Here is a 22,838-nt window from a genome sequence, read left to right on the forward strand (position 1 = left end):
GGACCCGCTGCGCGGAGCCTTCCCCCCCCCCGCCCCCCCCCGAAACCGGGGCTCCGCCCCGGACCCCGCCGGGTGCCCGGGCTCCGCCCGGCACCCCGAAGCGGGGGCGACGCCCCCGCACCCCGTACGGGGGGGCCACGGCCCCGGACCGTGTACCGGGGGCTACGCCCCCCGGACCCCGTGCCGGCGGGGCCGGCTGGGCCGGTGTGTGGCGGGCGCGGAGCGCCGAGCGGGTTTGGGGCGGAGCCCCAGGAGGGGGACGGGGCGGAGCCCCGCTTCGGGAAGGGCGGGCGGCTTGTCGATGGCATCGCCCTGCTGGTGCTGCGCAACGACCGCTTCCGTCCCGCCGGGCACCGCCCCTGAAACGGTGGCCCGGCGTCCACCGGCTCCTGCGGGGCCGAGGGAGGCCGCGAGGAGTCGGTGGAGCCGCTGCGGACCGGGCCCGGGTGGGTGGGGGACCGGCCCGCCCCGCCGCGACCGGCGACCAACCGGTGGCGGCGGAGCCGACACGCGCCGCCCGTCTGCCATGGAGTGTCGGGCAGACAGCAGAACGGGCGGCGCGGTTACGGGCCATCGCACTGTACGAGGGGGAGCCGACGGCCCGAGCTGCCTCTTGGCGAGGCGAGACCCCCAGTCAACCGGCCCGGGCCGCCCCGCGGCAGAGTGCGCGGCGCATTTATGCGCGCACTCGGTTCACACCCCGTGTGAACCCCGCACCCACTAGCCTGGGACCGACGCACCCCCAGGAGGGGCCCATGCAGTCCAACGTCCTGCTCGATGCCCTCCTCGCCGAGGCGGGCATGTCCCATGCCGGACTCGCCGCCCATGTGAACCAGGCCGGCCGCACCCGCGGTCTCGCCCTGCGCTACGAACACACCGCCGTTGCCCGCTGGTTGAAGGGGCAGCGGCCTCGCGGCCAGGTGCCCGATCTGATCTGCGAGGTGCTGGGGCACCGGCTGCGCCGGCCGGTGGGACTCGACGACATCGGACTCGGGGTGCCCGGCCAGGCCACCCCCGTGCACGGCTCCCCGCTCAGCGGGTTCGTGGACCGGGCCACCGCGCTCTGGCGGGCCGACGAGCAGGGCCGCCCGCCGCTGCTGACCGCCGCCGCGGTGACCGGGACCCCCGCCGTGATCCCCGTATGGGAGTGGGAGAACCCGCCCGAGGACGCCGATGTGTCCCGGGACGGTCCCACCCGGATCGGCCCCGAGCACATCGAGATCCTGCGGGCAGCCCGCGACCACTACGAGCTGATGTACCGGCGGGCCGGCGGCATGGCCACCCGCGCCCGGATCGTCCGCTTCCTCGGCAGTGAGACCGCCCCCATGCTGCGCGGGAGTTACCCGGACGCGCTGGGCCGCCGGCTGTACCGGGCCTCGGGGTCCCTGGTGGCGGTGGCCGGGATCTGCGCGTACGACTCGGATGCCCACGGGCTGGCGCAGCGCTACTTCCACCAGGCGCTCCGGCTCGCCAAGGCCAGCGGTGACCGCGGGCTGGGTGCCTATGTGATCGCGCTGATCGTCAACCAGTCCCTGCACCTGCGGGAGTTCCGGCAGGCGGTGGCCTTCGCGGAGGCCGCGCTGCGGGCGGCCGGGCGGCACACCACCCCGGCGCTGGCCGCCGATCTGCACGCCATGCAGGCCAAGGCCTATGCCCAGTTGGGGGACACGGGGGCCGCGCTGGCCTGCATCCGGCAGGCGGAGGCGGCGGCAGAGCGGATCCGGCGAGGGAGCGAACCGGACGAAACGGGGTATGTGCAGCCCGGTCTGGTCAACGTCCAGGTGGCCGAGGCCCTGCTCAGCCTGGGAGAACTGGACGCGGCGCAGGAGCAGGCCACGGCGGCGGTCGGGACCCCGGCGCACGACCGGGGCCGGGTGCACCGGCTGGCCATGCTGTGTGAGATCCAGCTCCGTCAGGGGGAGGCGGACGGGGCCGTCGCCGCGGCGGCGGAAATGGCCGAGCGGGCCAAGGGGATGGAGTCGCTGCGGCTGCGGGACCGGCTGCGGGCCGTCCGGGAACAGCTGCTGACCAGCGGATGTGCCCGTGCGGAGGAGACCGCCCGGCTGATCGACGGGGCCTTGCGGGTACCGCTCTGACGTTTCGCCAGGCTTGCGCAACTGCTGCCATGTTGCCACCTACTCGAACGGAAGGTGGCAGAACCGTGCAGTGGACGAACCTGAGTGAGCAGACCGTGTACAAGAACCGCTGGTTCGACGTGAATCTCGCCGATGTGGAACTCCCCGACGGCCGGCACCTGGACCACTTCGTCATCCGGCTCCGCCCGGTCGCCGTCGCCACGGCCGTCAACGAGGCCAACGAGGTGCTGCTGCTGTGGCGGCACCGGTTCATCACCGGCAGCTGGGGCTGGGAACTTCCCGCCGGGGTGGTCGAGGACGGCGAGGACATCGAGCGGGCCGCGGCCCGGGAGATGGAGGAGGAGTCGGGCTGGCGGCCCGGCCCGCTCCACCACCTGATGACCGTCGAGCCCGCCAACGGGCTGACCGACGCCCGCCACCACCTCTACTGGGCGGACGGCGCCACGTACATCGGCCATCCCGAGGACGACTTCGAATCCTCACGCCGCGAATGGGTCCCGCTCAAGCTCGTACCGGACATGATCGCGCGCGGGGAGATTCCGGCCGCCAACATGGCGGCCGGACTCCTGCTGCTGCATCATCTCCGGCTGGGCTGACTCACTTGTTGAGGCACTTCTGGCGGAAGACCTCGTCGTACGTGGTGTCGTAGGCGACGGCATAGGCGTTCTGATAGGCCTGGATCAGGACGTTGGGCGTGGGCGGCGGCTTCAGGCGCGCGTTCGGGCGGTTGAGGTCGCACTTCTCGGCGTCCGTACGGCCCCACGACTCGCCCGCGGTCTTCCCTGCGGCGGCCATGGACTCCGGCGTCTGCTGCTGGGGCGGCGGCGGGGGAGGCGGGGGCGGCGGCACCTGCGGCTTGGGCTGGTTGGCGCAGAACTGCGGATAGGCCTTGGCATAGGCCTGGTCGTAACCGTAGCGGTAGCCCTGGGCCTTGCCGCGCTCGAAGGCGCTGGGGTTGACCGGGGTCAGCGGCGGAAGGATCTTGTTGCAGATGGGCGGCTTGCCGTCGCGGTTGCCGACCTTGGAGCCTTCGAGGTACCCCTGCCGGCAGCCTTTGTGGAACTGGTCCTGCGGAGGCTTGCTCAGTCAGTGGCAGACGGTGGGCGCCGTCACGGACCCGGCGGTGGAGGACGGAGTCTGCGCGGAAGCCCGGTCCGAAGCACCGGCGGGGGCGACCGCCAGCAGGGACAGGGCCAGCGCAGGTGTGGTCAGCACGGCGAAGGAGCGCCGGCAGGCGTGGCGGGGCATGGTCTTCCTCTCGGGCCGATGGGCCCGGTCCGCCACAACTCGGCGTGTCCCGTGCTCCTGAGGGGGCCGCGCCGGGGGCGGCCGGGACGGCAGGAGAACGCAGCGGACAGCGCCATTCTATCGCCGACCGCCCCCGTCAACCCGGTGGCGGTCGGCGACAGGACGACGGCTCAGCCGTACGGGTAGAAGCCCGAGCCCGTCTTGCGGCCGAGGCGGCCCGCGTCGACCATCCGCTGCAGCAGCGGGGGAGCGGCGTACAGCGGCTCCTTGTACTCGGCGTACATTGACTCGGCGATCGAGACGATGGTGTCCAGGCCGATCAGGTCGGACAGCTTCAGCGGGCCCATGGGGTGGGCGCAGCCCAGCTCCATGCCGTTGTCGATGTCCTCGCGGCTGGCGATGCCGGACTCGAACATCCGGATCGCCGACAGCAGGTACGGGACGAGCAGGGCGTTCACCACGAAGCCGGACCGGTCCTGGGCACGGACCGCGTGCTTGCCGAGCACGTCCCGCACCAGCGCCTCGGACCGCTTGACGGTCTCGTCCCCGGTGGTCAGGGCGGGGATCAGCTCGACGAGCTTCTGCACCGGCGCCGGGTTGAAGAAGTGGATGCCGATGACCTGGTCCGGCCGCGAGGTCGCGACGGCCAGCTTCACCAGCGGGATGGAGGAGGTGTTGGAGGCGAGGATCGCGTCCGGCCGGGTGACGACCTGGTCGAGGACCTGGAAGATCTCGGTCTTGACCTGTTCGTTCTCGACGACCGCCTCGATGACCAGATCGCGGTCCGCGAACTCGCCGAGGTCGGTGGTGAAGCTGAGCCGGGCCACCGTGGCGTCCCGCTCCTCCTCGGTGATCTTGCCGCGCTCGGCGGCCTTGGTGAGGGAGTTGATCAGCCGGGTACGTCCGATCTCCAGGGCTTCGCCGGTGGTCTCGGCGACCTTGACCTCAAGGCCACTTCGGGCGCACACCTCGGCGATGCCCGCGCCCATCTGGCCACAGCCCACTACGCCGACTCGGGTGATGTCGGAAGGGAGGTCAGTCACTTCGTGCCTTTCGCTGCTCATCCGTCGGCGGGTCCCCCGTACGATTCCGGCGCCCGCCACGCCCCCCGACGTTACTCCCGCCCTTGCGTTCCCCGGGCGGCCGGGGCGGGCATGCTGGGCGCACACACCGCAATGTCACCCAGCGCACGGGAGCTGTCACATGGCGTACATCGGCCGTCGGAATCTGCTGGCCACGGCGGCGGGGGTGCTGACCGCCGCCGCGACCGGAACCGCACACGGCGCCGCCCACGGCGCCACCCACAGCACCGCTCCGGCCACCGCGCACGGGCCGGCGGGCCGGGCCGCAGTGCCGGAGTTCCGCGGGATGTGGATCGCCTCGGTGCACAACGTCGACTGGCCCTCCAGGACCGGCCTGAGCGCTGCGGAGCAGCGGGCGGAGCTCATCGCGCTCCTCGACACCGCCCTGCGCCGCCGGCTGAACGCGGTGGTCCTGCAGGTCCGGCCGACCGCCGACGCCATGTGGCCCGGCGCGAAGGAGCCGTGGTCCCAGTGGCTGACCGGGGTGCAGGGCCGCGACCCGGGCTGGGACCCGCTGGGCACGGCGGTGACCGAGGCGCACGCCCGCGGGCTGGAGCTGCACGCCTGGTTCAACCCGTACCGGGTGGCGAACACCCACACCGATCCGTCCCGGCTCGCCGCCGGCCACCCGGCCCGGACCAACCCGGACTGGACGGTTCCGTACGCCGGGAAGCTGTACTACAACCCCGGCCTGCCTCAGGTGCGCAGATTCGTTCAGGAGGCGATGCTCGACGCGGTCGCCCGCTACCCGGTGGACGGGGTCCACTGGGACGACTACTTCTACCCCTACCCGGTGGAAGGCCAGCACTTCGACGACGACGCAGCGTACGAGGAGTACGGCGACGGGTTCGCCTCCCGGGCCGACTGGCGGCGCCACAACACGGACACCCTGGTGCGGGAGATGTCGGAGCGGCTGAGGGCGCTGCGCCCCGGCGCCCGGTTCGGCGTCAGCCCGTTCGCCGTCTGGCGCAACGACGACCGGGACCCGCTGGGCTCACCGACCCGGGCGGGCGTCGGAACGTACGACGACCTGTACGCGGACACCCGCAAGTGGGTGACCGAAGGCTGGCTCGACTACATCGTGCCGCAGTGCTATTGGCACATCGGGCACAGCGCCGCCGACTACGCCGCACTGGTGCCGTGGTGGGCCCGGACCGTGGCCGGCACCGGGGTGGACCTGTACATCGGCGAGGCGCTGTACCGCTGCGACCGGAACAGCGAGACCCCGGCCTGGCGGGACCCGGCGGAGCTGACCCGGCATCTGACCCTGGCGCGCGGGCACGCGGAGGTCCGCGGCCACGTCCACTTCTCGGCGAAGCAGGTGGTCGCGGACCCCAACGGGGCCATGGGCAGGGTCGTCACCGACCACTACCAGGCAGTGGTGCCGCCGCGCTGAGCGCGTGCGGTCAGTGGTCTGAGTCGGCGGGGTGCCGTACGACGCAGTCAGGGCCAGGGGACATCACGGCCTCGTGGCCGTCCTGGAAGCGGACCCGATAGGGAGGGGTTCCGTTGTCTCCCAGGACCTGGGTGATCTCGCCGATCTTGTCGTGCTGGCCTACGACCCTGCCGTGCTGCACCAGCTGGTCGCCCTCGGTCGCGCGCATGCTGACCTCCCTCGGAGCCGGTCCGTTCCGGTGACGTCAGTTTACGGCGGTTCGGGATGATTACGCCCGCTGAGTTACGGCAATGCAGACCAGCACCGCGACGGCCGTCAGCGGGGCGGCGGGGGAGAGCCGTTCGCCCAGCAGGGTCACCGCCCAGACCAGGGTCAGCAGCGGCTGGGCGAGCTGGAGCTGGCTGGCCCGGGCCGGGCCGATCGCGGCCATCCCGCGGTACCAGACGTACAGCCCGAGGAAGGTGGAGCCGGCCGCGGCCCAGAGGAGACCGGTGAGCCCGCGGCCGGTGAGGTGGACCGGCTCGTACGCCAGGCCGGCCGCGCTGCCGGCCAGGGCGAGCGGCAGGCACAGCACCAGCGCCCAGCCGACCACCTGCCAGCCGGGCATCACCCGGGCCAGCCGGCCGCCCTCGGTGTAGCCGGCCGCGCAGGCGAGCAGGGCGGCGAACAGGAACCCGTCGCCGGCGGACAGGGCCCCGCCGCTCTGCGCCAGCGTGAAGCCGAGCACGACGGCGGCTCCGGCCACCGCGGCGGCCCAGAAGGTGCGGGACGGCCGGGCGCCGGTGCGCAGGGCGGCGAAGGCGGCGGTGGTGAGCGGCAGCATGCCGACCACCACGGCGGCATGGGAGGTGCTGGAGGTGCGCAGGGCGAGCGTGGTGAGCAGCGGGAAGCCGATCACCACCCCGGCGGCGACCACGGCCAGCCCGGCCCGGTGCTCCCGGGCGGGCAGCGGCACGCGCAGGGCGAGCAGGAACCCGGCGGCGATCAGTGCGGCCAGCGTGCTGCGCAGGGACACCAGGGTCCAGGGGCCGAAGCTCTCCAGGCCCCAGGCAGTGGCGGGGAAGGTCAGCGAGAAGGCGACGACACCGAGCCCGGCCATGATCGTCCCGTTGCGCGCCGTCCCCACGGTCGCGGTTTCCGTGGTCCCCGCGGCCGTCGTTCTGGACGGAACTGCTATCCCCGTCGGGACGATAGCGCTATTCTTGGCTCTCATGTATGAGCGTAGCAGTGTGGCCGAACTGGCGGAATCTCTGCGGTCCGAGCTGAACCGCTACTCCGTAGGTGGAAAGCTCCCCTCGAGCCGTGCCCTGGTCGAGCGGTACCGGGTCAGCCCCGTGACGGTCTCCCGGGCCCTCGCCCGGCTCGCCGCCGAGGGGCTGGTCGTCACCCGGCCCGGCGCCGGTGTCTTCCGCGCGGAGCCGCGTCGCAGCGGGCCGGAACCGGCCGGTGACACCTCCTGGCAGGAGGTCGCCCTCAGCGCCGGGGCCGCCGAGGCGGCCGTGCCGCGCTCGGTCGACGCCTCCGGTGTCCTGGTCTCCCTGACCGCGCCCCCGACCGGGGTGATCGAGCTCAACGGCGGCTACCTGCACACCTCCCTCCAGCCCGAGCGGGCCATGGCGGCGGCCCTCGCCCGGGCCGGCCGCCGTCCCGGCGCCTGGGGCCGGCCGCCGATGGAGGGGCTGCCCGAGCTGCGCGACTGGTTCGCCCGTGAGATCGGCGGCGGCCTCACCGCCGCCGATGTGCTGGTCACGGCGGGCGGGCAGAGCGCGCTCACCACCGCCCTGCGGGCCCTGGCCCCGCCCGGCGCACCCGTGCTGGTGGAATCCCCGACCTACCCCGGCCTGCTGGCCATCGCCCGGGCCTCGGGCTGCCGGCCCGTCCCGGTGCCGGCCGACGCCGACGGGGTCCGCCCGGAGCTGCTCGCCGCGGCCTTCGAGGCGACCGGCGCGCGGGTGTTCGTATGCCAGCCGCTGTTCCAGAACCCGACCGGCTCGGTGCTCTCCGCCGGGCGGCGGGCGGAGGTCCGGCGGATCGCCCGGGCGGCCGGGGCCTTCGTGGTCGAGGACGATTACGCGCGCTCGCTGGTCCATGAGGACGCCGGACAGCTGCCCGCCCCGCTGGCCGCCGACGACCCGGACGGGGTGGTGGTCCACGTCCGGTCGCTGACCAAGCCCACCTCGCCGAGCCTGCGGGTAGGCGCCCTCTCCGCCCGCGGGCCGGTGCTGGACCGGCTGCGGGCCATCCAGGTGGTGGACAGCTTCTTCGTCCCCCGGCCGCTCCAGGAGGCCGCCCTCGAACTGGTCGGCGCCCCCGCCTGGCCCCGCCACCTGCGGGCCGTCGCCGCCGAGCTCCGGCACCGCCGGGACGTGCTGGCCGGAGCCGTCCGCTCGGCCCTGCCCGGCCTGACGCTGCCCCACCTGCCCTCCGGCGGCTACCAGTTGTGGGTCCGGCTGCCTGAGGGCTCCGACGAGGCGGGGTTCGTTGCCGCCGCCCTGCGCGCCGGGGTGGCGGTCGCGCCCGGCCGCCCGTACTTCTGCGCGGAACCTCCGGGTCCGTACGTCCGGCTCAGCTTCGCCGGCGTGGCCGGGCCGGCCGAGCTGACCGAGGGGGTGCGGCGCCTGGCGTCCGCCGTCGCGGGCCTGCGGGGCTGACCCGCGAACCGGGAGCGTACGAAGGCTTGACCCGCGGGATGGTCCGCCGCACGATCGCCGCATGCATGTTCGGGTCTCGCTCGTCGCCGCAGCCCGCAGCTCCGCCCTGCTGGCCGAGCGGTTCGACGACGACCGCCCGCTGGACGGGGCGGGCTGGCGGGCCGTGGAGGCCGCGGCCCGCCGGCTCGTACCGCTGGGCGCCGCCGAGCTGCGCTACTGCTCGCCCACCCCGCGCAGCCGGGCCACCGGCCAGGCCCTCGGCTACGCCCCGCTCGCCCAGCCGGCCCTGCGGGACTGCGACATGGGCCGCTGGCGGGGGCTGACCCTGGCCGAGGTGACGGCCCGCGAGCCCGGCGCGGTCGACCTCTGGCTCGGCGATCCGTACGCGGCCCCGCACGGCGGCGAATCGCTGCTCGCGTTCATCACCCGGGTCGGCGGCTGGCTGGACAGCCGGCCCGCCGACGACGGCGCGGCCATCCTGGCGGTGGCCGAGCCCGCGGTGGTCCGGGCCGCCCTGGTCTACGCACTGCAAGCGCCGCCGCAGACCTACTGGAACGTCGACGTCCGCCCGCTCTCCACCCTCACCCTGGCCGGCTCCTCCGGCCGCTGGTACCTCTCCCTCCGGGAGCCGGATATTGCCTAGGCCCGGTCCGGGCGACAGGGCCTAGCATGCCGCCATGAACAGCGTGAAGATCACCACCCTTGCCGAGCGGCCCGAACTGGCGGACCGGCTCTGGGACATGGACGATTCCTGGTACGAGTTCGCCGGCCAGGACCTGGTGTCCTGGCTGCTCTATCCGCGGATGGTCGCCGAGCTGCCGGAATACGTGCTGGTCGCCACCGACGGCGACGCGGTGGTGGCCCGCGGGTTCAGCGTGCCCTTCGCCCTGCACATCGAGGGCCGCGAGGAGCTGCCCGCCCGCGGCTGGGACCAGGTCCTGCTGTGGGCCTTCTCCGACCTGCGGCGCGAGGTCGCGCCCGACACCGTGAGCGCCATCGAGATATCGGTCGCCACCGGCCGGCAGGGCGAGGGCATGTCCGGCCGGATGCTGGCCGCCCTGCGCGAGAACGCCCGGGCCCGCGGATTCGCCGAGGTCGTGGCGCCGGTCCGGCCCAGCGGGAAGCCCGCCGAGCCGGACACCCCGATCGAGGAGTACGCGTACCGGACCCGCGAGGACGGCCTGCCGTACGACCCGTGGCTGCGCGTGCACGTCCGCGCGGGTGGCGTGATCGACTCGGTGGCCCCGCTGTCCATGACGATCTCCGGTTCCCTGGCCGAATGGCGGAGCTGGACCGGCCTGCCCTTCGATACGGCCGGCCCGGTCCATGTCCCGGGCGCCCTGGTTCCGGTCCACTGCGCCCCGGACCGGGGCCACGCGGTCTACGTGGAACCGAATGTCTGGGTCCGCCACCCCCTGACCCCGGCGTAGCAAGGACATGCGGTGGCGGGGGCGGCAGCCTGCGCCCGCGACCCCGGGTTTCGGGGAGACTTAAGTGTCGTGACCGACCACCAGGGAGGCCAGGCCGAGGCGGAAAGGGCTCATCGAAGGAAACGCACGGGGACGGCGAGCGCCACCGGACCGGGACCACCGTCCGCACCTGACAGATCAGAATCCCAATTCTTTGCATAAGCGTGCACGACTACGTATAGTCATGCCATCGATGAGGAGGGTCCGATGGTGGTACGTGTAGCGGTGGCCGGAGCGAGCGGATACGCGGGTGGCGAGGTCCTGCGCCTGCTGCTGTCGCACCCCGAGGTGGAGATCGGCGCACTGACCGGCAACTCCAATGCCGGACAGCTCCTCGGCAGCCTCCAGCCGCACCTGGTCCCGCTCGCCGGCCGCACCCTGGAGCCCACCAACGCCGAGGTCCTCGCCGGTCACGATGTGGTGTTCCTGGCGCTGCCGCACGGACAGTCCGCGGCCGTCGCCGCCCAGCTCGGCGAGGACGTCCTGGTCGTCGACATGGGCGCCGACCACCGGCTGCAGGACGCCACGGCCTGGGAGAAGTTCTACGGCTCCCCGCACGCCGGAACCTGGCCCTACGGCCTCCCCGAACTGCCGGGTGCCCGCTCCGCGCTGGAGGGGTCCAAGCGCATCGCGGTCCCCGGCTGCTACCCCACCGCCGTCTCGCTGGCCCTTTGGCCGGCCTACGCGCAGGGGCTCGCCGAGCCCGAGGCCGTGATCGTCGCCGCCACCGGCACCTCCGGCGCCGGCAAGGCCCTCAAGCCCCACCTGCTCGGCTCCGAGGTCATGGGCTCCATGAGCCCCTACGGCGTCGGCGGCGGCCACCGGCACACCCCCGAGATGGTGCAGAACCTGAGCGCCGCCGCGGGCGGCACGCAGGTCGCCGTCTCCTTCACCCCCACCCTGGCGCCCATGGCCCGCGGCATCCTCGCCACCTGCAGCGCCAAGGCCGTCCCGGGCACCACCGCCGAATCGCTGCGCGCCGCGTACGAGAAGGCGTACGCGGACGAGCCCTTCGTCCACCTGCTGCCCGAGGGCCAGTGGCCGGCCACCGCGTCCGTCTACGGTTCCAACGCCGTCCAGCTCCAGGTGGCGTACGACGAGGCCGTCCAGCGGATCATCGTCGTCAGCGCCATCGACAACCTGACCAAGGGCACCGCCGGCGGCGCTGTCCAGAGCATGAACATCGCCCTCGGGTTCCCCGAGGGCCTCGGACTTTCCACGATCGGAGTCGCGCCGTGACGGTTACGGCAGCACAGGGTTTCACCGCCGCGGGCATCGCGGCCGGCATCAAGGCGAGCGGCAACCCGGACCTGGCCCTCGTGGTCAACCACGGACCCCGGCTGGCCGTCGCGGGAGTCTTCACCTCCAACCGCGTCAAGGCCGCGCCGGTCCACTGGTCCGAGCAGGTCCTGCGCGGCGGCACGGTCAGCGCCGTGGTCCTCAACTCCGGCGGCGCCAACGCCTGCACCGGCCCCAAGGGCTTCCAGGACACCCACGCCACCGCCGAGAAGGTCGCCGAGGCACTGGGCGGCGAGCACAACGCCGGGGAGATCGCGGTCGCCTCGACCGGTCTGATCGGCGTCCTGCTCCCCATGGACAAGCTGCTCCCGGGCATCGACACGGCCGTCGCCGCCCTCTCCGAGGACGGCGGCGAGGCCGCCGCCATCGCCATCAAGACCACCGACACCGTCCACAAGACGGCCGTGGTTGCCAAGGACGGCTGGACCGTCGGCGGCATGGCCAAGGGCGCGGGCATGCTCGCCCCGGGCCTGGCCACCATGCTGGTCGTCCTCACCACCGACGCCGACCTGGACAGCGCCGCCCTCGACACCGCGCTGCGCGCCGCGACCCGCACCACCTTCGACCGGGTCGACTCCGACGGCTGCATGTCCACCAACGACACCGTGCTGCTCCTCGCCTCCGGCGCCTCCGGCACCGTCCCCGCCCAGGAGGAGTTCGCCGAGGCGGTCCGGCAGGTCTGCGAGGACCTCGCCCGCCAGCTGATCGGCGATGCCGAGGGCGCCAGCAAGGACATCCGCATCGAGGTCGTCGGCGCCGCCACCGAGGACGACGCCGTCGAGGTCGGCCGGACCATCGCCCGCAACAACCTCCTCAAGTGCGCCATCCACGGCGAGGACCCGAACTGGGGCCGGGTGCTCGCCGCCATCGGCACCACCACGGCCGACTTCGACCCGGACCGTCTCAACGTCGCCATCAACGACGTGTGGGTCTGCAAGAACGGCTCGGTCGGCGAGGACCGCGAGCTGGTCTCCATGAAGGACCGTGAGGTCCGGATCACCGCCGACCTGGCGGCCGGTTCCGAGAGCGCGGTCATCTGGGCCAACGACCTGACCGCCGAGTACGTCCACGAGAACAGCGCGTACTCGTCATGAGCGGCCCAACGCGGAAGCACACCGCCCTCCCCAAGGCCCAGACGCTGATCGAGGCCCTGCCCTGGCTCACCCGGCACCACGGCAAGACCATCGTCATCAAGTTCGGCGGCAACGCCATGGTGAACGAGGAACTCAAGGCCGCCTTCGCCCAGGACGTGGTGTTCCTGCGGCAGGCCGGCATCAAGCCGGTGGTCGTGCACGGCGGCGGCCCGCAGATCAACGCCCAGCTGGACAAGGAGGGCCTGGTCAGCGAGTTCAAGGCCGGCCTCCGCGTCACCACCCCGGAAGCCATGGACGTCGTACGGATGGTCTTGGCGGGGCAGGTCCAGCGGGAACTGGTCGGGCTGCTCAACCAGCACGGCCCGCTCGCCGTCGGCATGACCGGCGAGGACGCCCACACCATCTCCGCCGTACAGCACCGGCCGCAGATCGGCGGCGAGTCCGTCGACATCGGCCGGGTCGGTGAGATCACCGCCATCGACACCGGGGCCATCGTCGCCCTGCTGAACGACGGCCGGATCCCGGTCATCTCCTCCATCGCGCGCAGCGCCGACGACGGGCACGTCTACAACGTCAACGCCGACACCGCCGCCGCCGCACTTGCCGCCTCCCTCGGCGCCGAGACCCTGATGGTGCTCACCGACGTCGAGGGCCTCTACGCGGACTGGCCCAACAGCGACGAGGTCATCAGCCAGCTCACCGCGAGCGAACTGGAGAAGCTGCTGCCCGAGCTGTCCAGCGGCATGGTCCCGAAGATGGAGGGCTGCCTGCACGCCGTACGCAACGGCGTCCACACCGCCAGAGTGATCGACGGGCGGGTCCAGCACTCCATCCTGCTGGAGATCTTCACGGACGAAGGCATCGGCACGATGGTCGTGCCGGACGAGCACGAAGGGGGAGCCCGGTGAGCGGCACCACCAGCACCGGCACCGGCACCGGCACCGGCACCGGCACCAGCACCAGCACCAGCACCGGCGGCAACGCGGCGTTCGGCGCCCGCTGGCAGAGCACGCTGACCGACAACTACGGCACCCCGGCCGTGGCCCTGGTCCGCGGTGCGGGCGCCCAGGTCTGGGACGCCGACGGCAGGCAGTACACCGACTTCGTCGGCGGGATCGCGGTCAACGCCCTCGGGCACGCCCACCCGGCGATCGTGGAGGCCGTGTCGCGGCAGATCTCCACCCTGGCGCACATCTCCAACCTCTACGCCTCCGAGCCGGTCCTCGCCCTCGGCGAGCGGCTGCTCCAGCTCTTCGGCCGCGAGGGCAGGATTTTCTTCTGCAACTCCGGGGCCGAGGCCGTCGAGGCCGCCTTCAAGATCGGCCGGCTGACCGGGCGCACCCATATGGTGGCCACCGTCGGCGGCTTCCACGGCCGCACCATGGGCGCCCTCGCACTCACCGGCCAGCCGAAGAAGCAGGAGCCCTTCCGGCCGCTGCCCGGCGAGGTCACGCATGTCCCCTACGGCGATGTGGAGGCCCTGCGCGCCGCCGTCACCGAGGACACCGCGCTGGTGATCATCGAGCCCATCCAGGGCGAGAACGGCGTGGTCGTCCCGCCGGCCGGCTACCTCAAGGCCGCCCGCGAGATCACCCGGGCCACCGGCACCCTGCTCGTCCTGGACGAGGTGCAGACCGGCATCGGCCGCTGCGGCCAGTGGTTCGAGTACCAGGCCCACGAGGGGGTCGAGCCCGACCTCGTCACGCTTGCGAAGGGTCTGGGCGGCGGGCTGCCGCTCGGCGCCGTCGCCGCCTTCGGCGAGACGGCCGGCCTGCTCCAGCCCGGCCAGCACGGCACCACCTTCGGCGGGAACCCGGTGGCCTGCGCCGCCGGACTGGCCGTCCTCGACACCATCGCCGCCGAGGGACTCCTCGACCGGGTGAAGGAGCGGGGCGAGCGGCTGCGCTCCGGAATCGAGGGCGCCGGCGGCGCCTCCGGACACCCGCTGGTCTCCCACGTCCGCGGCTCCGGCCTGCTGCTGGGTATCGTGCTGACGGAGCCGCTCGCACCGCAGGTGCAGCAGGCGGCTCAGGAAGCCGGCTTCCTGGTCAACGCGCCCGCCCCCGACGTCGTACGGCTGATGCCTCCGTTCGTCCTCTCGGAGGCCGAGGTGGACGCGTTCGTCCGGGCCCTGCCCGGCATCCTCGACGCGGCCAACGGGGACGGACGATCCGGAGAATGAGACGACCATGAGTCAGGCGCAGGACAACGAGCAGGCCGGTCCTTCCGTCCCGCAGACCCGTACCGCCCGCCACCGCCGGATCGTGGACATCCTCAACCGGCAGCCGGTCCGCTCGCAGAGCCAGCTGGCCAAGCTGCTCGCCGACGACGGGCTGAGCGTCACCCAGGCGACGCTCAGCCGCGACCTCGACGAGCTGGGCGCGGTGAAGATCCGCAACACCGGCGGCGAGCTGATCTATGCGGTCCCGAGCGAGGGCGGTTTCCGCACCCCGCAGGCCCCGCTCGGCGAGTCCGCCAAGGAGGAGCGCATGCGGCGCCTCTCCGGGGAGCTGCTGATCTCGGCGGAAGCCTCGGCGAACCTCGTGGTCCTGCGCACCCCGCCGGGTGCGGCCCAGTTTCTGGCCTCGGCCATCGACCAGGCCGAACTCCGCCCGATCCTCGGCACGATCGCGGGTGACGACACGGTGATGCTGATCAGCCGGGACCCGGCGGGCGGGCAGGCCCTGGCGGACCACATGCTGCGGCTGGCCCAGAAGGAATCCTGACGCTTCCCGGCCACCCCCCTGGTGTCCCTGGGGGTGGCCGGCCCCGGCCGGCCCGCAGAAAATCGTTTCCGCGGGCGGCGGAGGTCTCCCTAGTCTCGGGGAGTGAATCAAATCACCCTGGTACAACCGGTGTTGGCTGTCACGGCAGCCGTGTACGGGGTGGTCCTCGTCCGCTGGTGGCGGGACCGCCGCGATGAGCACCGCCCCCGCAGGCCGAGCGGCCCGGGCCGCCCCACCTGGGTGCCGGCCGCGGTACTCGCCCTCGTCCTGTTCTGGATGTTCGCGTTCGTCGGGGTGCTGAGCTCCAGCCCGCGCAGCGCCGCGGAATGGACCGCCGCCGCGGTCACCCTGCTGGCCCTGGGGGCGCTGCTGGCCTCCCGGGACGTGGCCGAGGCCCTGCAGCGCCGCACCGCCGCGCGCGAGCTGTACACCGAAGCCCGGAGAGTCTGCCCGGACGACCGTCCGGGTCAGTAGCGGGTGACCGCCAGCGGGCCGGACTCGGTGCCCACCGCGATGTGCGGGTGCCGCTCGGGGTCCGCCCAGCGCAGGATCTCCTGCATCGCCTGCTCCGACACCGACACACAGCCGGCCGTCGGGCCCTTCCCGTGGACGTGCAGGAAGATTCCGGAACCGCGGCCCCGGACCGGCCGGTCGTAGTTGAACCCGATGACCAGGGCGTACGCGTACTGCTCCGGGTACGTCACCAGATGCTCGGCGTCGCCGGGCGCGCAGTCCGCCGGGAGCGGCTCGGCCCAGCGGTTGTAGGCGGTCGAGCGGTTGTCCTGGCACCACCAGGAATCCGGCCCCACCGGCCGGTAGTCGTACGCCGTCCCGGCCGGGGCCGGCCGGATGCCGAACGCGTACGGCAGGTCGTACAGGCCGGTCGGGGTGGTGCTGGTGCCCTGCTGCCGGGTGGTGCCGTCGGTCAGCCCGTTCGTCCCGAACCGGGCCTCCGCGCTGCCCCGCTCGACCCAGTGGCCGGCCCACCGGTCCCACCAGGTCACCCGCCCGGTGGTGGACCCGGCGGCAGGCGCGACCGCGACGATCAGCTGGCTGCCGCCGCCGGTGTCGGCCAGCCGGGCGGGCAGCGGCGGGGCGGCCGGCGCTGCTGCGGGCGTTGCTGGCGCCGCCGGCGTTGTGGGCGGCCCGTCCGGCGCGGGCAGCAGTGCGGTGACGAGGACGAGGCCGAGGGCGAGAGCCGTTCTGATCACCTGTCAGACGGTACGCGGGGGAGGGGGCGGCGACAGCGCAGCCAGGCCGTTCTTCACCCCGCGAGACCCAGCCGACTCCGCCGCAGCCCCAACTCGTACGCGTCGAACGCGGGGGCGGACCGGCGCAGCAGGTCGGCGAGCTCGTGGAGCTCGCCGCCCTGGTGCCGCAGGCTGTACTGCCAGTCCCAGCACCGCAGGTCGGCGACGGCCCGCCCGCGCAGCTGCGGCTCCGGATCCGCGAGCATCAGGACGGTGGCCCGGAGCCGGGGCATCCCGCCCTGCACCCGGAGCAGCCGGAACGCGGCGCGGCGGGTGTGGGCGGGCCGGTCCGGGGCCAGCCGGGCCATCAGTTCCCCGGCGGGCAGCCGGTCGGCCCAGAGGCGCAGGGCCCGTTCCGCCGCACGGGCCACCGCCGGTGACGGATCGTCCAGCAGCGGCCGTACGTCGGCCGGGAGCGCGGCCTCGAGCAGGTGCAGCCCGGTCACGGCTGCGGCCCGGACCTCCCCCTCGGGGTGGGTCAGCAGTCCCCGGAGCAGGCCCGCGTCCCCCCGCTGCTCGCATTCGGCGAGCCCGAGCACGGCACTCGGGTGGGGGAGCAGGTCCAGGTAGCGGGCGCGCGGGTCGCCGCCGTCCTGGCGCAGCAGCCAGCGGGCGCAGGCCCGGACGGAGGCCGCCGGGTCGAGCAGGTGCCCGGCGGCTTCGCCGGCCCGGCCGGCCCGGCGCAGGGCGGTGACCCCGGCGGCCCGCAGCCGCGTCGAGCGGGCGGCGAGCAGGGTGTCGACCGCCAGGTCGTCCGGCCCGTCGGAGGCCATCGCGGCGAGCGCCGCATCCGTCCACAGCTGTTGCAGCACGGGGTCGGTTGCGGCAATGGCCTGCCGGGCCGCCCCGCGTGCGTCGAACAGCTCCAGCTCCAGGGTGATCCGGGCGGCGAACCGCCGGCTCGGCCGATCGGAGCTTTTCCGCAGGGCGGCCAGCGGCTCGTACGGGGCCGTCCGCAGGTCCTGCTCGAAGAGGTCGAGAGCCCAGACCCCTTGCACCCGCTCGCCGAGCCGCAGCACCAGCGGGGTCAGCGCCCTCAGGGTGCCCACGCGGTCCCTGCGGAGCGCGGCCCGGAGGATCCGGCGGGCCCGGTTCCGTACCGGCTCGGCCCAGTCGGCGCACCGGATGACGGCCAGCGGCAGCAGTCGCCGGTCGGCCGTCGCCGCGGCCAAGGCCCGCTGCCGGACCCGGCCGTCGGGGTGGCACAGCGCGGTCTCCGGCCGCTCCCGCAGCCGCTCGCCCACGGCCGGGCCGTCGGCGTACTGCCAGGGCAGGTCCCGCACCCCGGCGTCCAGCGCGATCCAGGCGGCCGGGTCCGTGACGTCCAGCACCTGCTCCACCGGCTCCCCGGCCAGCAGCCGCCCGGCCGCCTCCCGCCCCGCCAGCCGGACCTTCCCGTCCGTCATGTCCCCACGTCCCCCACGTCCCCGGCCGTTTCTCGTTCCGACCTGCGGTGAGGGTAGCCAGGCGACCCCCGGCGCCGCCTCCGGATATCCCGCGCGCGGGATCAGGCGGGAGAGGCGGCCAGGGTGGCCGCGCAGGCTCGGGCCTGGGCGCGGAAGCGTTCGTCGGCGGGGATGAGGCGGTGTTCCAGGGTGGTGCGGGGGACCCGGCGATCGCCGTCCGCGAGGGCGGCCAGCCGGCGGAACAGCTCCGGGTGCTGCGGGGACGGGCCGAGCGCGGTCAGGGCCGTCAAGGCCTCCTCGCCGCCGCCCCACTCGGCCGCGGCCAGCACCGCCTCGGCCAGCGCCGCGCGGTCCAGCCCCGGCGATCCGGTGGCCAGCAGGGCCAGGACGGCGGCCGGGGCCTGCTCCGGATCGGCCGCCATCTCCTCGAACCGGGCCCGCAGCGGCCGGGCGGCCGGGCCCATCGTGGCCGCGCAGCGGGCCGCCCGGATGGCCGTCCAGCAGAACCAGGGCTGTGCCCGCGCGGCTCCGAGCACCCGGTCCAGGACCGCCACCGCCTCCGCCTCGGCGGGCCCGCCGGTGATCTGCCACAGGGCGGTGGCCGCCGCCGCGTCCGCGTCCAGCGCGGGCGTGGTGCCGGCCGGCTCGGAGCGGTCGAGCCAGGCGCGCAAGGCGGGCACCAGCGGCGCCGCCACCGGGCCGAGCGCACCGGCCACGGCCGCCGCCGCCCCCACCTCGTGAGCCCCGCCGGCCAGCCGCAGCTCCAGCGCGGCGAGCAGCGGACCCGGCTCCCCGGTCAGGCCGTGCAGCGCCCGGGCAGCCGCGAGCCGGCCCTCCGGGTCGCCGGTTGCGGCGGCCTCGCGCAGCCGGTCGGCCGCCTCCGCGCGGGCCGCGGGCGCGTCCGGGCACACGGCCTCGATCACCCCGGCGAACACGCCGGGGAACGCGGGCAGCGCCGCGTACAGCTCGGGCAGCGCAACCGCCGCCCGGGGGCCCCAGCCCCGCAGCAGGTGGGCCAGCCGCCAGGGCTCGTTCCCGGACAGGCCGGGGCCGGCCAGCCGCGCCCGGACCGCGTCCAGCAGCTCCGGGTGGCAGGGGAACACGGCATCCTCGGGCGCCTCCAGCCCGGCCGCCGCCTCCAGCGCCCGGGGCGAGCGCTCGAACCGGCGGGCCAGCAGCGGGGCCGCCTGCCCGGGGTCCACGGCGATCAGCGCGGCCAGCATCCGGTCGCCGAGATCGCCGTCCTCGGCCGCCGCCCCCGCGGCCAGCACCGGCGCGGCAGCCCCGGCCCACGGCCCCAGCTTCCGTACCAGTCCCAGCACTTCGCCCGCCGCCTCCGGATCCCCGGCCAGCTCCACCACGACCGGCGCCAGCCGCTCCGGCGCGCTGCGCGACAGGTGGCAGGCGTGGTCGGCGGCCCACAGTCCCTCGGCCCGCACCTCCGGCCGCGGGTCGGCCAGGGCCGCCCCGACCAGGGCCAGGGCCGCCTCCCGGTCCTCGGCCGTGTCCCGGTACAGCAGGGCCTCGGTGAGGGCGTGCAGGGGTTCCTGCCGGTCGAGGTCGTACCGGTCGGCCACCCACGGGCCGCCCGGCAGCAGTGCCAGCACGGTGTCGTGGAGGGCGGAGTCCCATCGGGCCCCGCTGTCCAGGAGCACGAACACGGCCGCCATCCGCAGCTCGCCCGGCTGGTCCGCCCCGAGCACGGTACGGGCCAGGGCCGCGGCCGGCCCCGGGTCCAACCGGGCCAGCGCGCCGAGCAGTTCGGCCCGTACGAGTGCGCTGCTCTCCTGCTCCCAGCGGCTGCGCAGCGCGTCAGCCGCCGATGCGCCGGCCCGCGTCTGCCCGGCCGTCCATGCCGTGCTCTGGCGCAGGTCGGCCTGCTCCGCGTCGAGCAGCGGGAGCAACAGGGGCAGCTGCGCCGCGACGGCCGCCCGGACGGCTCCGGGCGGCTCGACCCCGTGCTCGTCCTCGCTCTCGGCGAGGTCGCCGAGCAGCCGCACCAGATCGCCGGCCGCATGACCGGCCGCAGCCAGCCGGGCCAGCCAGGGCACCGCCTCGACGCTCGCCGCGTACACGGTGCCCTGGTGGATGACGTTCCCGTACAGCTCGGAGACGGCCGCTTCGACGGTGTCCGGGTCGCCGGAGGCGAGGGCGCGCAGCAGGTCCGGCAGGTCGTCGGCCGGACCGTAGGCGTGCGAGGTGGCATGCCAGGGGTGGTCGTCCAGGCCGTGCAGTGGGTTTCCGTGGTCCATGCGGCGATCTTGGCAGCCGACACTGACACCTGCACCGGCGGTCGATTGACGAAACATGCGGTGCCATGCATAGTTATGCCTGACAGTGATTGCACCGTAAGGAGAACCCCGTGACCGAGCGCGTCGTACTCGCCTACTCGGGCGGCCTGGACACCTCCGTCGCCATCGGCTGGATCGCCGAGGAGACGGGCGCCGAGGTCATCGCCGTTGCCGTGGACGTCGGCCAGGGCGGCGAGGACCTGGACGTCATCCGCAAGCGCGCGCTCGCCTGCGGTGCGGTCGAGGCCGAGGTCGCGGATGCCAAGGACGAGTTCGCCAACGAGTACTGCCTCCCGGCGATCAAGGCCAACGCCCTCTACATGGACCGCTACCCGCTGGTTTCCGCCCTCTCCCGGCCGGCCATCGTCAAGCACCTGGTCGCCGCCGCCAAGAAGCACAACGCCTCGATCGTCGCCCATGGCTGCACCGGCAAGGGCAACGACCAGGTCCGCTTCGAGGCCGGCATCCAGGCCCTCGGCCCCGACCTCAAGTGCATCGCCCCGGTCCGCGACTACGCCATGACGCGGGACAAGGCGATCGCCTTCTGCGAGGAGAAGCAGCTCCCGATCGCGACCTCCAAGAAGTCCCCGTACTCCATCGACCAGAACGTCTTCGGGCGGGCCGTCGAGACGGGCTTCCTGGAGGACATCTGGAACGCCCCGATCGAGGACATCTACGAGTACACCGCCAACCCGGCGGTCCCGCGGGAGGCCGACGAGGTCGTCATCTCCTTCAAGGAGGGCGTGCCCGTCGCCATCGACGGCAAGCCGGTCACCGTGCTCCAGGCCATCCAGCAGCTCAACGAGCGGGCCGGCGCACAGGGCATCGGCCGGATCGACATGGTCGAGGACCGGCTCGTGGGCATCAAGTCCCGCGAGGTGTACGAGGCCCCGGGCGCGATGGCGCTGATCGCCGCCCACTCCGAGCTGGAGAGCGTCACGGTCGAGCGCGAGCTGGCCCGCTACAAGCGGCAGGTCGAGCAGCGCTGGAGCGAGCTCGTCTACGACGGCCTGTGGTTCTCCCCGCTCAAGCGGGCCCTGGACGGCTTCGTCAACGAGGCCAACCAGCACGTCACCGGCGACATCCGGATGACCCTGCACGGCGGGCGGGCCGTGGTCACCGGCCGGAAGTCCGAGGAGTCGCTGTACGACTTCAACCTCGCCACCTACGACACCGGCGACACCTTCGACCAGTCGAAGGCCCAGGGGTTCATCGACATCTTCGCCCTCTCTGCGAAGATCGCGGCCAAGCGCGACCTGGCCTGACCCGGCCTGACCCCTGGCGTCAACCGAAGTTCCACGGACCGCCTCCCCGTTACCTCCGCGGCGGGGAGGCGGTTTCACATCCAAAGTCATGCAGTCTTGAGGAGCAGTAGCTGTGAGCAGCAACAACGGTGACGTCCGGCTCTGGGGCGGCCGGTTCGCCGACGGCCCGGCCGAGGCCCTCGCGAAGCTGTCCGCGTCGGTCCACTTCGACTGGCGGCTGGCGCCGTACGACATCGCCGGCTCCCGCGCCCACGCCCGCGTGCTGCACAAGGCCGGGCTGCTCACCGCCGACGAGCTGGACCGCATGATCGCGGGCCTGAACGAGTTGGAGGCGGCCGTCGCCGACGGCTCCTTCACCGGCACCATCGCCGACGAGGACGTGCACACCGCGCTCGAGCGCGGCCTGCTGGAGCGGCTCGGCCCCGACCTCGGCGGCAAGCTGCGGGCCGGCCGGTCCCGCAACGACCAGGTGGCCACCCTGTTCCGGATGTACCTGCGGGACCACGCCCGGATCGTCGGCGGCCTGATCGCCGATCTCCAGGACGCGCTGGTGGGCCTGGCGGAGGCACACTCGGACGTGGCGATGCCCGGCCGGACCCACCTCCAGCACGCCCAGCCGGTGCTGTTTGCGCACCACGTCCTGGCGCACGTCCAGTCGCTGTCCCGGGACGCGGAGCGGCTGCGCCAGTGGGACACCCGGACGGCGGTCTCCCCGTACGGCTCGGGCGCCCTGGCCGGCTCCTCGCTGGGCCTGGACCCGGAGGCGGTCGCCGCCGACCTCGGCTTCGAGCGCGGCTCGGTGGGCAACTCGATCGACGGCACGGCCTCCCGCGACTTCGTCGCCGAGTTCGCCTTCATCACCGCGATGATCGGGATCAACCTGTCCCGGATCGCCGAGGAGATCATCATCTGGAACACGAAGGAGTTCTCCTTCGTGACCCTGCACGACGCCTTCTCCACGGGCTCCTCGATCATGCCGCAGAAGAAGAACCCGGACATCGCGGAGCTGGCGCGCGGCAAGTCGGGCCGCCTGATCGGCAACCTGACCGGCCTGCTCGCCACCCTGAAGGCCCTGCCGCTGGCCTACAACCGGGACCTCCAGGAGGACAAGGAGCCGGTCTTCGACTCCTGCGACACCCTCGAGGTCCTGCTGCCCGCCCTCACCGGCATGATGGCCACGCTCACGGTCAACCGGGAGCGGATGGAGGAGCTCGCCCCGGCCGGCTTCTCCCTCGCCACCGACATCGCGGAATGGCTGGTCAAGCAGGGCGTGCCCTTCCGGGTGGCGCACGAGGTCGCGGGCGAGTGCGTCAAGGTCTGCGAGGCGGACGGGATCGAGCTGGACCAGCTCACCGACGAACAGTTCGCAAAGATCTCCGAGCACCTCACCCCGGAGGTCCGTACGGTCCTCAACGTGCCGGGCGCGCTCGCCTCCCGCAACGGGCGGGGCGGCACCGCCCCCTCGGCGGTCGCGCTCCAGCTCAACGAGCTGAAGGCGGACCTGGTCATCCAGCACGCCTGGGCGACGCACAAGCAGTAGAACGGGCAGCCGCCGCGGAACCGTC

Annotated in this window: 22 protein-coding genes; 14 read left to right on the plus strand and 8 right to left on the minus strand. The window is 73.7% G+C overall.

All coding sequences use genetic code 11. The features are described from left to right. Nucleotides 1-755 precede the first annotated feature (755 nt). Both ABT123_RS14170 and ABT123_RS14175 read left to right on the plus strand, forming a co-directional pair. Nucleotides 756-2,096, plus strand: coding sequence for an NsdA family TPR-like regulatory protein (locus ABT123_RS14170; RefSeq protein WP_351313139.1), 1,341 nt, complete (start codon nucleotides 756-758; stop codon nucleotides 2,094-2,096). Between the two features lie 65 nt (nucleotides 2,097-2,161). Beyond that, entirely contained in the window at nucleotides 2,162-2,692 is a 531-nt protein-coding gene (locus ABT123_RS14175) for an NUDIX hydrolase (RefSeq protein WP_351313140.1), read from the plus strand. Nucleotide 2,693: 1 nt separating this feature from the next. On the opposite strand, the gene ABT123_RS14180 is transcribed toward ABT123_RS14175, so the two are convergent. From ABT123_RS14180 to ABT123_RS14190, 3 genes are all read right to left on the minus strand, one after another. Further along, on the minus strand, nucleotides 2,694-2,891 hold the full coding sequence (locus ABT123_RS14180) for a hypothetical protein (protein WP_351313142.1): 198 nt from the start codon (nucleotides 2,889-2,891) through the stop codon (nucleotides 2,694-2,696). Nucleotides 2,892-3,182: 291 nt separating this feature from the next. Then, nucleotides 3,183-3,344 carry a hypothetical protein gene (locus tag ABT123_RS14185; protein WP_351313144.1) on the minus strand — a complete coding sequence of 54 codons (162 nt, stop codon included), beginning with the start codon at nucleotides 3,342-3,344 and terminating at the stop codon, nucleotides 3,183-3,185. Nucleotides 3,345-3,514: 170 nt separating this feature from the next. Next, on the minus strand, nucleotides 3,515-4,408 hold the full coding sequence (locus tag ABT123_RS14190; RefSeq protein WP_351313145.1) for a 3-hydroxybutyryl-CoA dehydrogenase: 894 nt from the start codon (nucleotides 4,406-4,408) through the stop codon (nucleotides 3,515-3,517). A gap of 139 nt (nucleotides 4,409-4,547) precedes the next feature. Here ABT123_RS14190 and ABT123_RS14195 point away from each other — a divergent pair, with 139 nt between their 5' ends. Beyond that, the gene (locus ABT123_RS14195) at nucleotides 4,548-5,822 is read left to right on the plus strand and encodes a glycoside hydrolase family 10-like protein (protein WP_351313147.1); all 1,275 of its coding nucleotides are present in this window, start codon (nucleotides 4,548-4,550) and stop codon (nucleotides 5,820-5,822) included. A gap of 10 nt (nucleotides 5,823-5,832) precedes the next feature. Here the strand turns inward: ABT123_RS14195 and ABT123_RS14200 are convergent, their stop codons facing one another. Both ABT123_RS14200 and ABT123_RS14205 read right to left on the minus strand, forming a co-directional pair. After that, nucleotides 5,833-6,030, minus strand: coding sequence for a DUF1918 domain-containing protein (locus ABT123_RS14200; protein ID WP_351313149.1), 198 nt, complete (start codon nucleotides 6,028-6,030; stop codon nucleotides 5,833-5,835). 60 nt (nucleotides 6,031-6,090) lie between these two features. Then, a complete protein-coding gene (locus ABT123_RS14205) occupies nucleotides 6,091-7,035 on the minus strand; it encodes a DMT family transporter (RefSeq protein ID WP_351313150.1) in 945 nt (314 codons plus the stop codon). Here ABT123_RS14205 and ABT123_RS14210 point away from each other — a divergent pair. From ABT123_RS14210 to ABT123_RS14250, 9 genes are all read left to right on the plus strand, one after another. Next, entirely contained in the window at nucleotides 7,034-8,473 is a 1,440-nt protein-coding gene (locus ABT123_RS14210; RefSeq protein ID WP_351313152.1) for an aminotransferase-like domain-containing protein, read from the plus strand. The genes ABT123_RS14205 and ABT123_RS14210 overlap by 2 nt on opposite strands. A gap of 61 nt (nucleotides 8,474-8,534) precedes the next feature. Further along, nucleotides 8,535-9,116 (plus strand): histidine phosphatase family protein, encoded by a 582-nt coding sequence (locus ABT123_RS14215; RefSeq protein ID WP_351313154.1) that lies wholly within the window; start codon nucleotides 8,535-8,537, stop codon nucleotides 9,114-9,116. A 34-nt stretch (nucleotides 9,117-9,150) separates the two neighbouring features. Then, nucleotides 9,151-9,903: an N-acetyltransferase gene (locus ABT123_RS14220; RefSeq protein ID WP_351313156.1), complete on the plus strand. Its 753-nt coding sequence runs from the start codon at nucleotides 9,151-9,153 to the stop codon at nucleotides 9,901-9,903. A 246-nt stretch (nucleotides 9,904-10,149) separates the two neighbouring features. Then, nucleotides 10,150-11,181 carry an N-acetyl-gamma-glutamyl-phosphate reductase gene (argC, locus tag ABT123_RS14225; protein WP_351313158.1) on the plus strand — a complete coding sequence of 344 codons (1,032 nt, stop codon included), beginning with the start codon at nucleotides 10,150-10,152 and terminating at the stop codon, nucleotides 11,179-11,181. Continuing rightward, nucleotides 11,178-12,335 carry a bifunctional glutamate N-acetyltransferase/amino-acid acetyltransferase ArgJ gene (gene argJ / locus ABT123_RS14230; protein ID WP_351313160.1) on the plus strand — a complete coding sequence of 386 codons (1,158 nt, stop codon included), beginning with the start codon at nucleotides 11,178-11,180 and terminating at the stop codon, nucleotides 12,333-12,335. The genes argC and argJ overlap by 4 nt, the downstream gene beginning before the upstream one ends. After that, the gene (gene argB / locus ABT123_RS14235; protein WP_351313162.1) at nucleotides 12,332-13,243 is read left to right on the plus strand and encodes an acetylglutamate kinase; all 912 of its coding nucleotides are present in this window, start codon (nucleotides 12,332-12,334) and stop codon (nucleotides 13,241-13,243) included. The genes argJ and argB overlap by 4 nt, the downstream gene beginning before the upstream one ends. Beyond that, complete coding sequence (locus ABT123_RS14240; RefSeq protein ID WP_351313163.1) at nucleotides 13,240-14,517, plus strand: acetylornithine transaminase; 1,278 nt, start codon at nucleotides 13,240-13,242, stop codon at nucleotides 14,515-14,517. Before argB ends, ABT123_RS14240 begins: the two co-directional genes overlap by 4 nt. Before the next feature lie 7 nt (nucleotides 14,518-14,524). After that, nucleotides 14,525-15,061: an arginine repressor gene (locus tag ABT123_RS14245; RefSeq protein ID WP_351313165.1), complete on the plus strand. Its 537-nt coding sequence runs from the start codon at nucleotides 14,525-14,527 to the stop codon at nucleotides 15,059-15,061. Between the two features lie 102 nt (nucleotides 15,062-15,163). Next, nucleotides 15,164-15,535, plus strand: a complete 372-nt coding sequence (locus ABT123_RS14250) for a hypothetical protein (protein WP_351313166.1) — start codon at nucleotides 15,164-15,166, stop codon at nucleotides 15,533-15,535. Here the strand turns inward: ABT123_RS14250 and ABT123_RS14255 are convergent. From ABT123_RS14255 to ABT123_RS14265, 3 genes are all read right to left on the minus strand, one after another. Then, complete coding sequence (locus ABT123_RS14255; protein WP_502970957.1) at nucleotides 15,529-16,224, minus strand: L,D-transpeptidase family protein; 696 nt, start codon at nucleotides 16,222-16,224, stop codon at nucleotides 15,529-15,531. The two genes, ABT123_RS14250 and ABT123_RS14255, sit on opposite strands and share 7 nt — an antisense overlap. Nucleotides 16,225-16,325: 101 nt before the next feature. Beyond that, nucleotides 16,326-17,717 carry a hypothetical protein gene (locus ABT123_RS14260; protein WP_351313169.1) on the minus strand — a complete coding sequence of 464 codons (1,392 nt, stop codon included), beginning with the start codon at nucleotides 17,715-17,717 and terminating at the stop codon, nucleotides 16,326-16,328. A gap of 101 nt (nucleotides 17,718-17,818) precedes the next feature. Further along, on the minus strand, nucleotides 17,819-19,969 hold the full coding sequence (locus tag ABT123_RS14265) for a hypothetical protein (protein WP_351313170.1): 2,151 nt from the start codon (nucleotides 19,967-19,969) through the stop codon (nucleotides 17,819-17,821). A 110-nt stretch (nucleotides 19,970-20,079) separates the two neighbouring features. Here ABT123_RS14265 and ABT123_RS14270 point away from each other — a divergent pair, with 110 nt between their 5' ends. Next, nucleotides 20,080-21,273 carry an argininosuccinate synthase gene (locus tag ABT123_RS14270; protein ID WP_351313172.1) on the plus strand — a complete coding sequence of 398 codons (1,194 nt, stop codon included), beginning with the start codon at nucleotides 20,080-20,082 and terminating at the stop codon, nucleotides 21,271-21,273. A 112-nt stretch (nucleotides 21,274-21,385) separates the two neighbouring features. After that, entirely contained in the window at nucleotides 21,386-22,813 is a 1,428-nt protein-coding gene (argH, locus tag ABT123_RS14275) for an argininosuccinate lyase (protein ID WP_351313174.1), read from the plus strand. Nucleotides 22,814-22,838 lie beyond the last annotated feature (25 nt).

The organism is Streptomyces sp. NPDC002054 (genome assembly GCF_040296685.1).
In the GTDB taxonomy this organism is placed as follows: domain Bacteria; phylum Actinomycetota; class Actinomycetes; order Streptomycetales; family Streptomycetaceae; genus Streptomyces.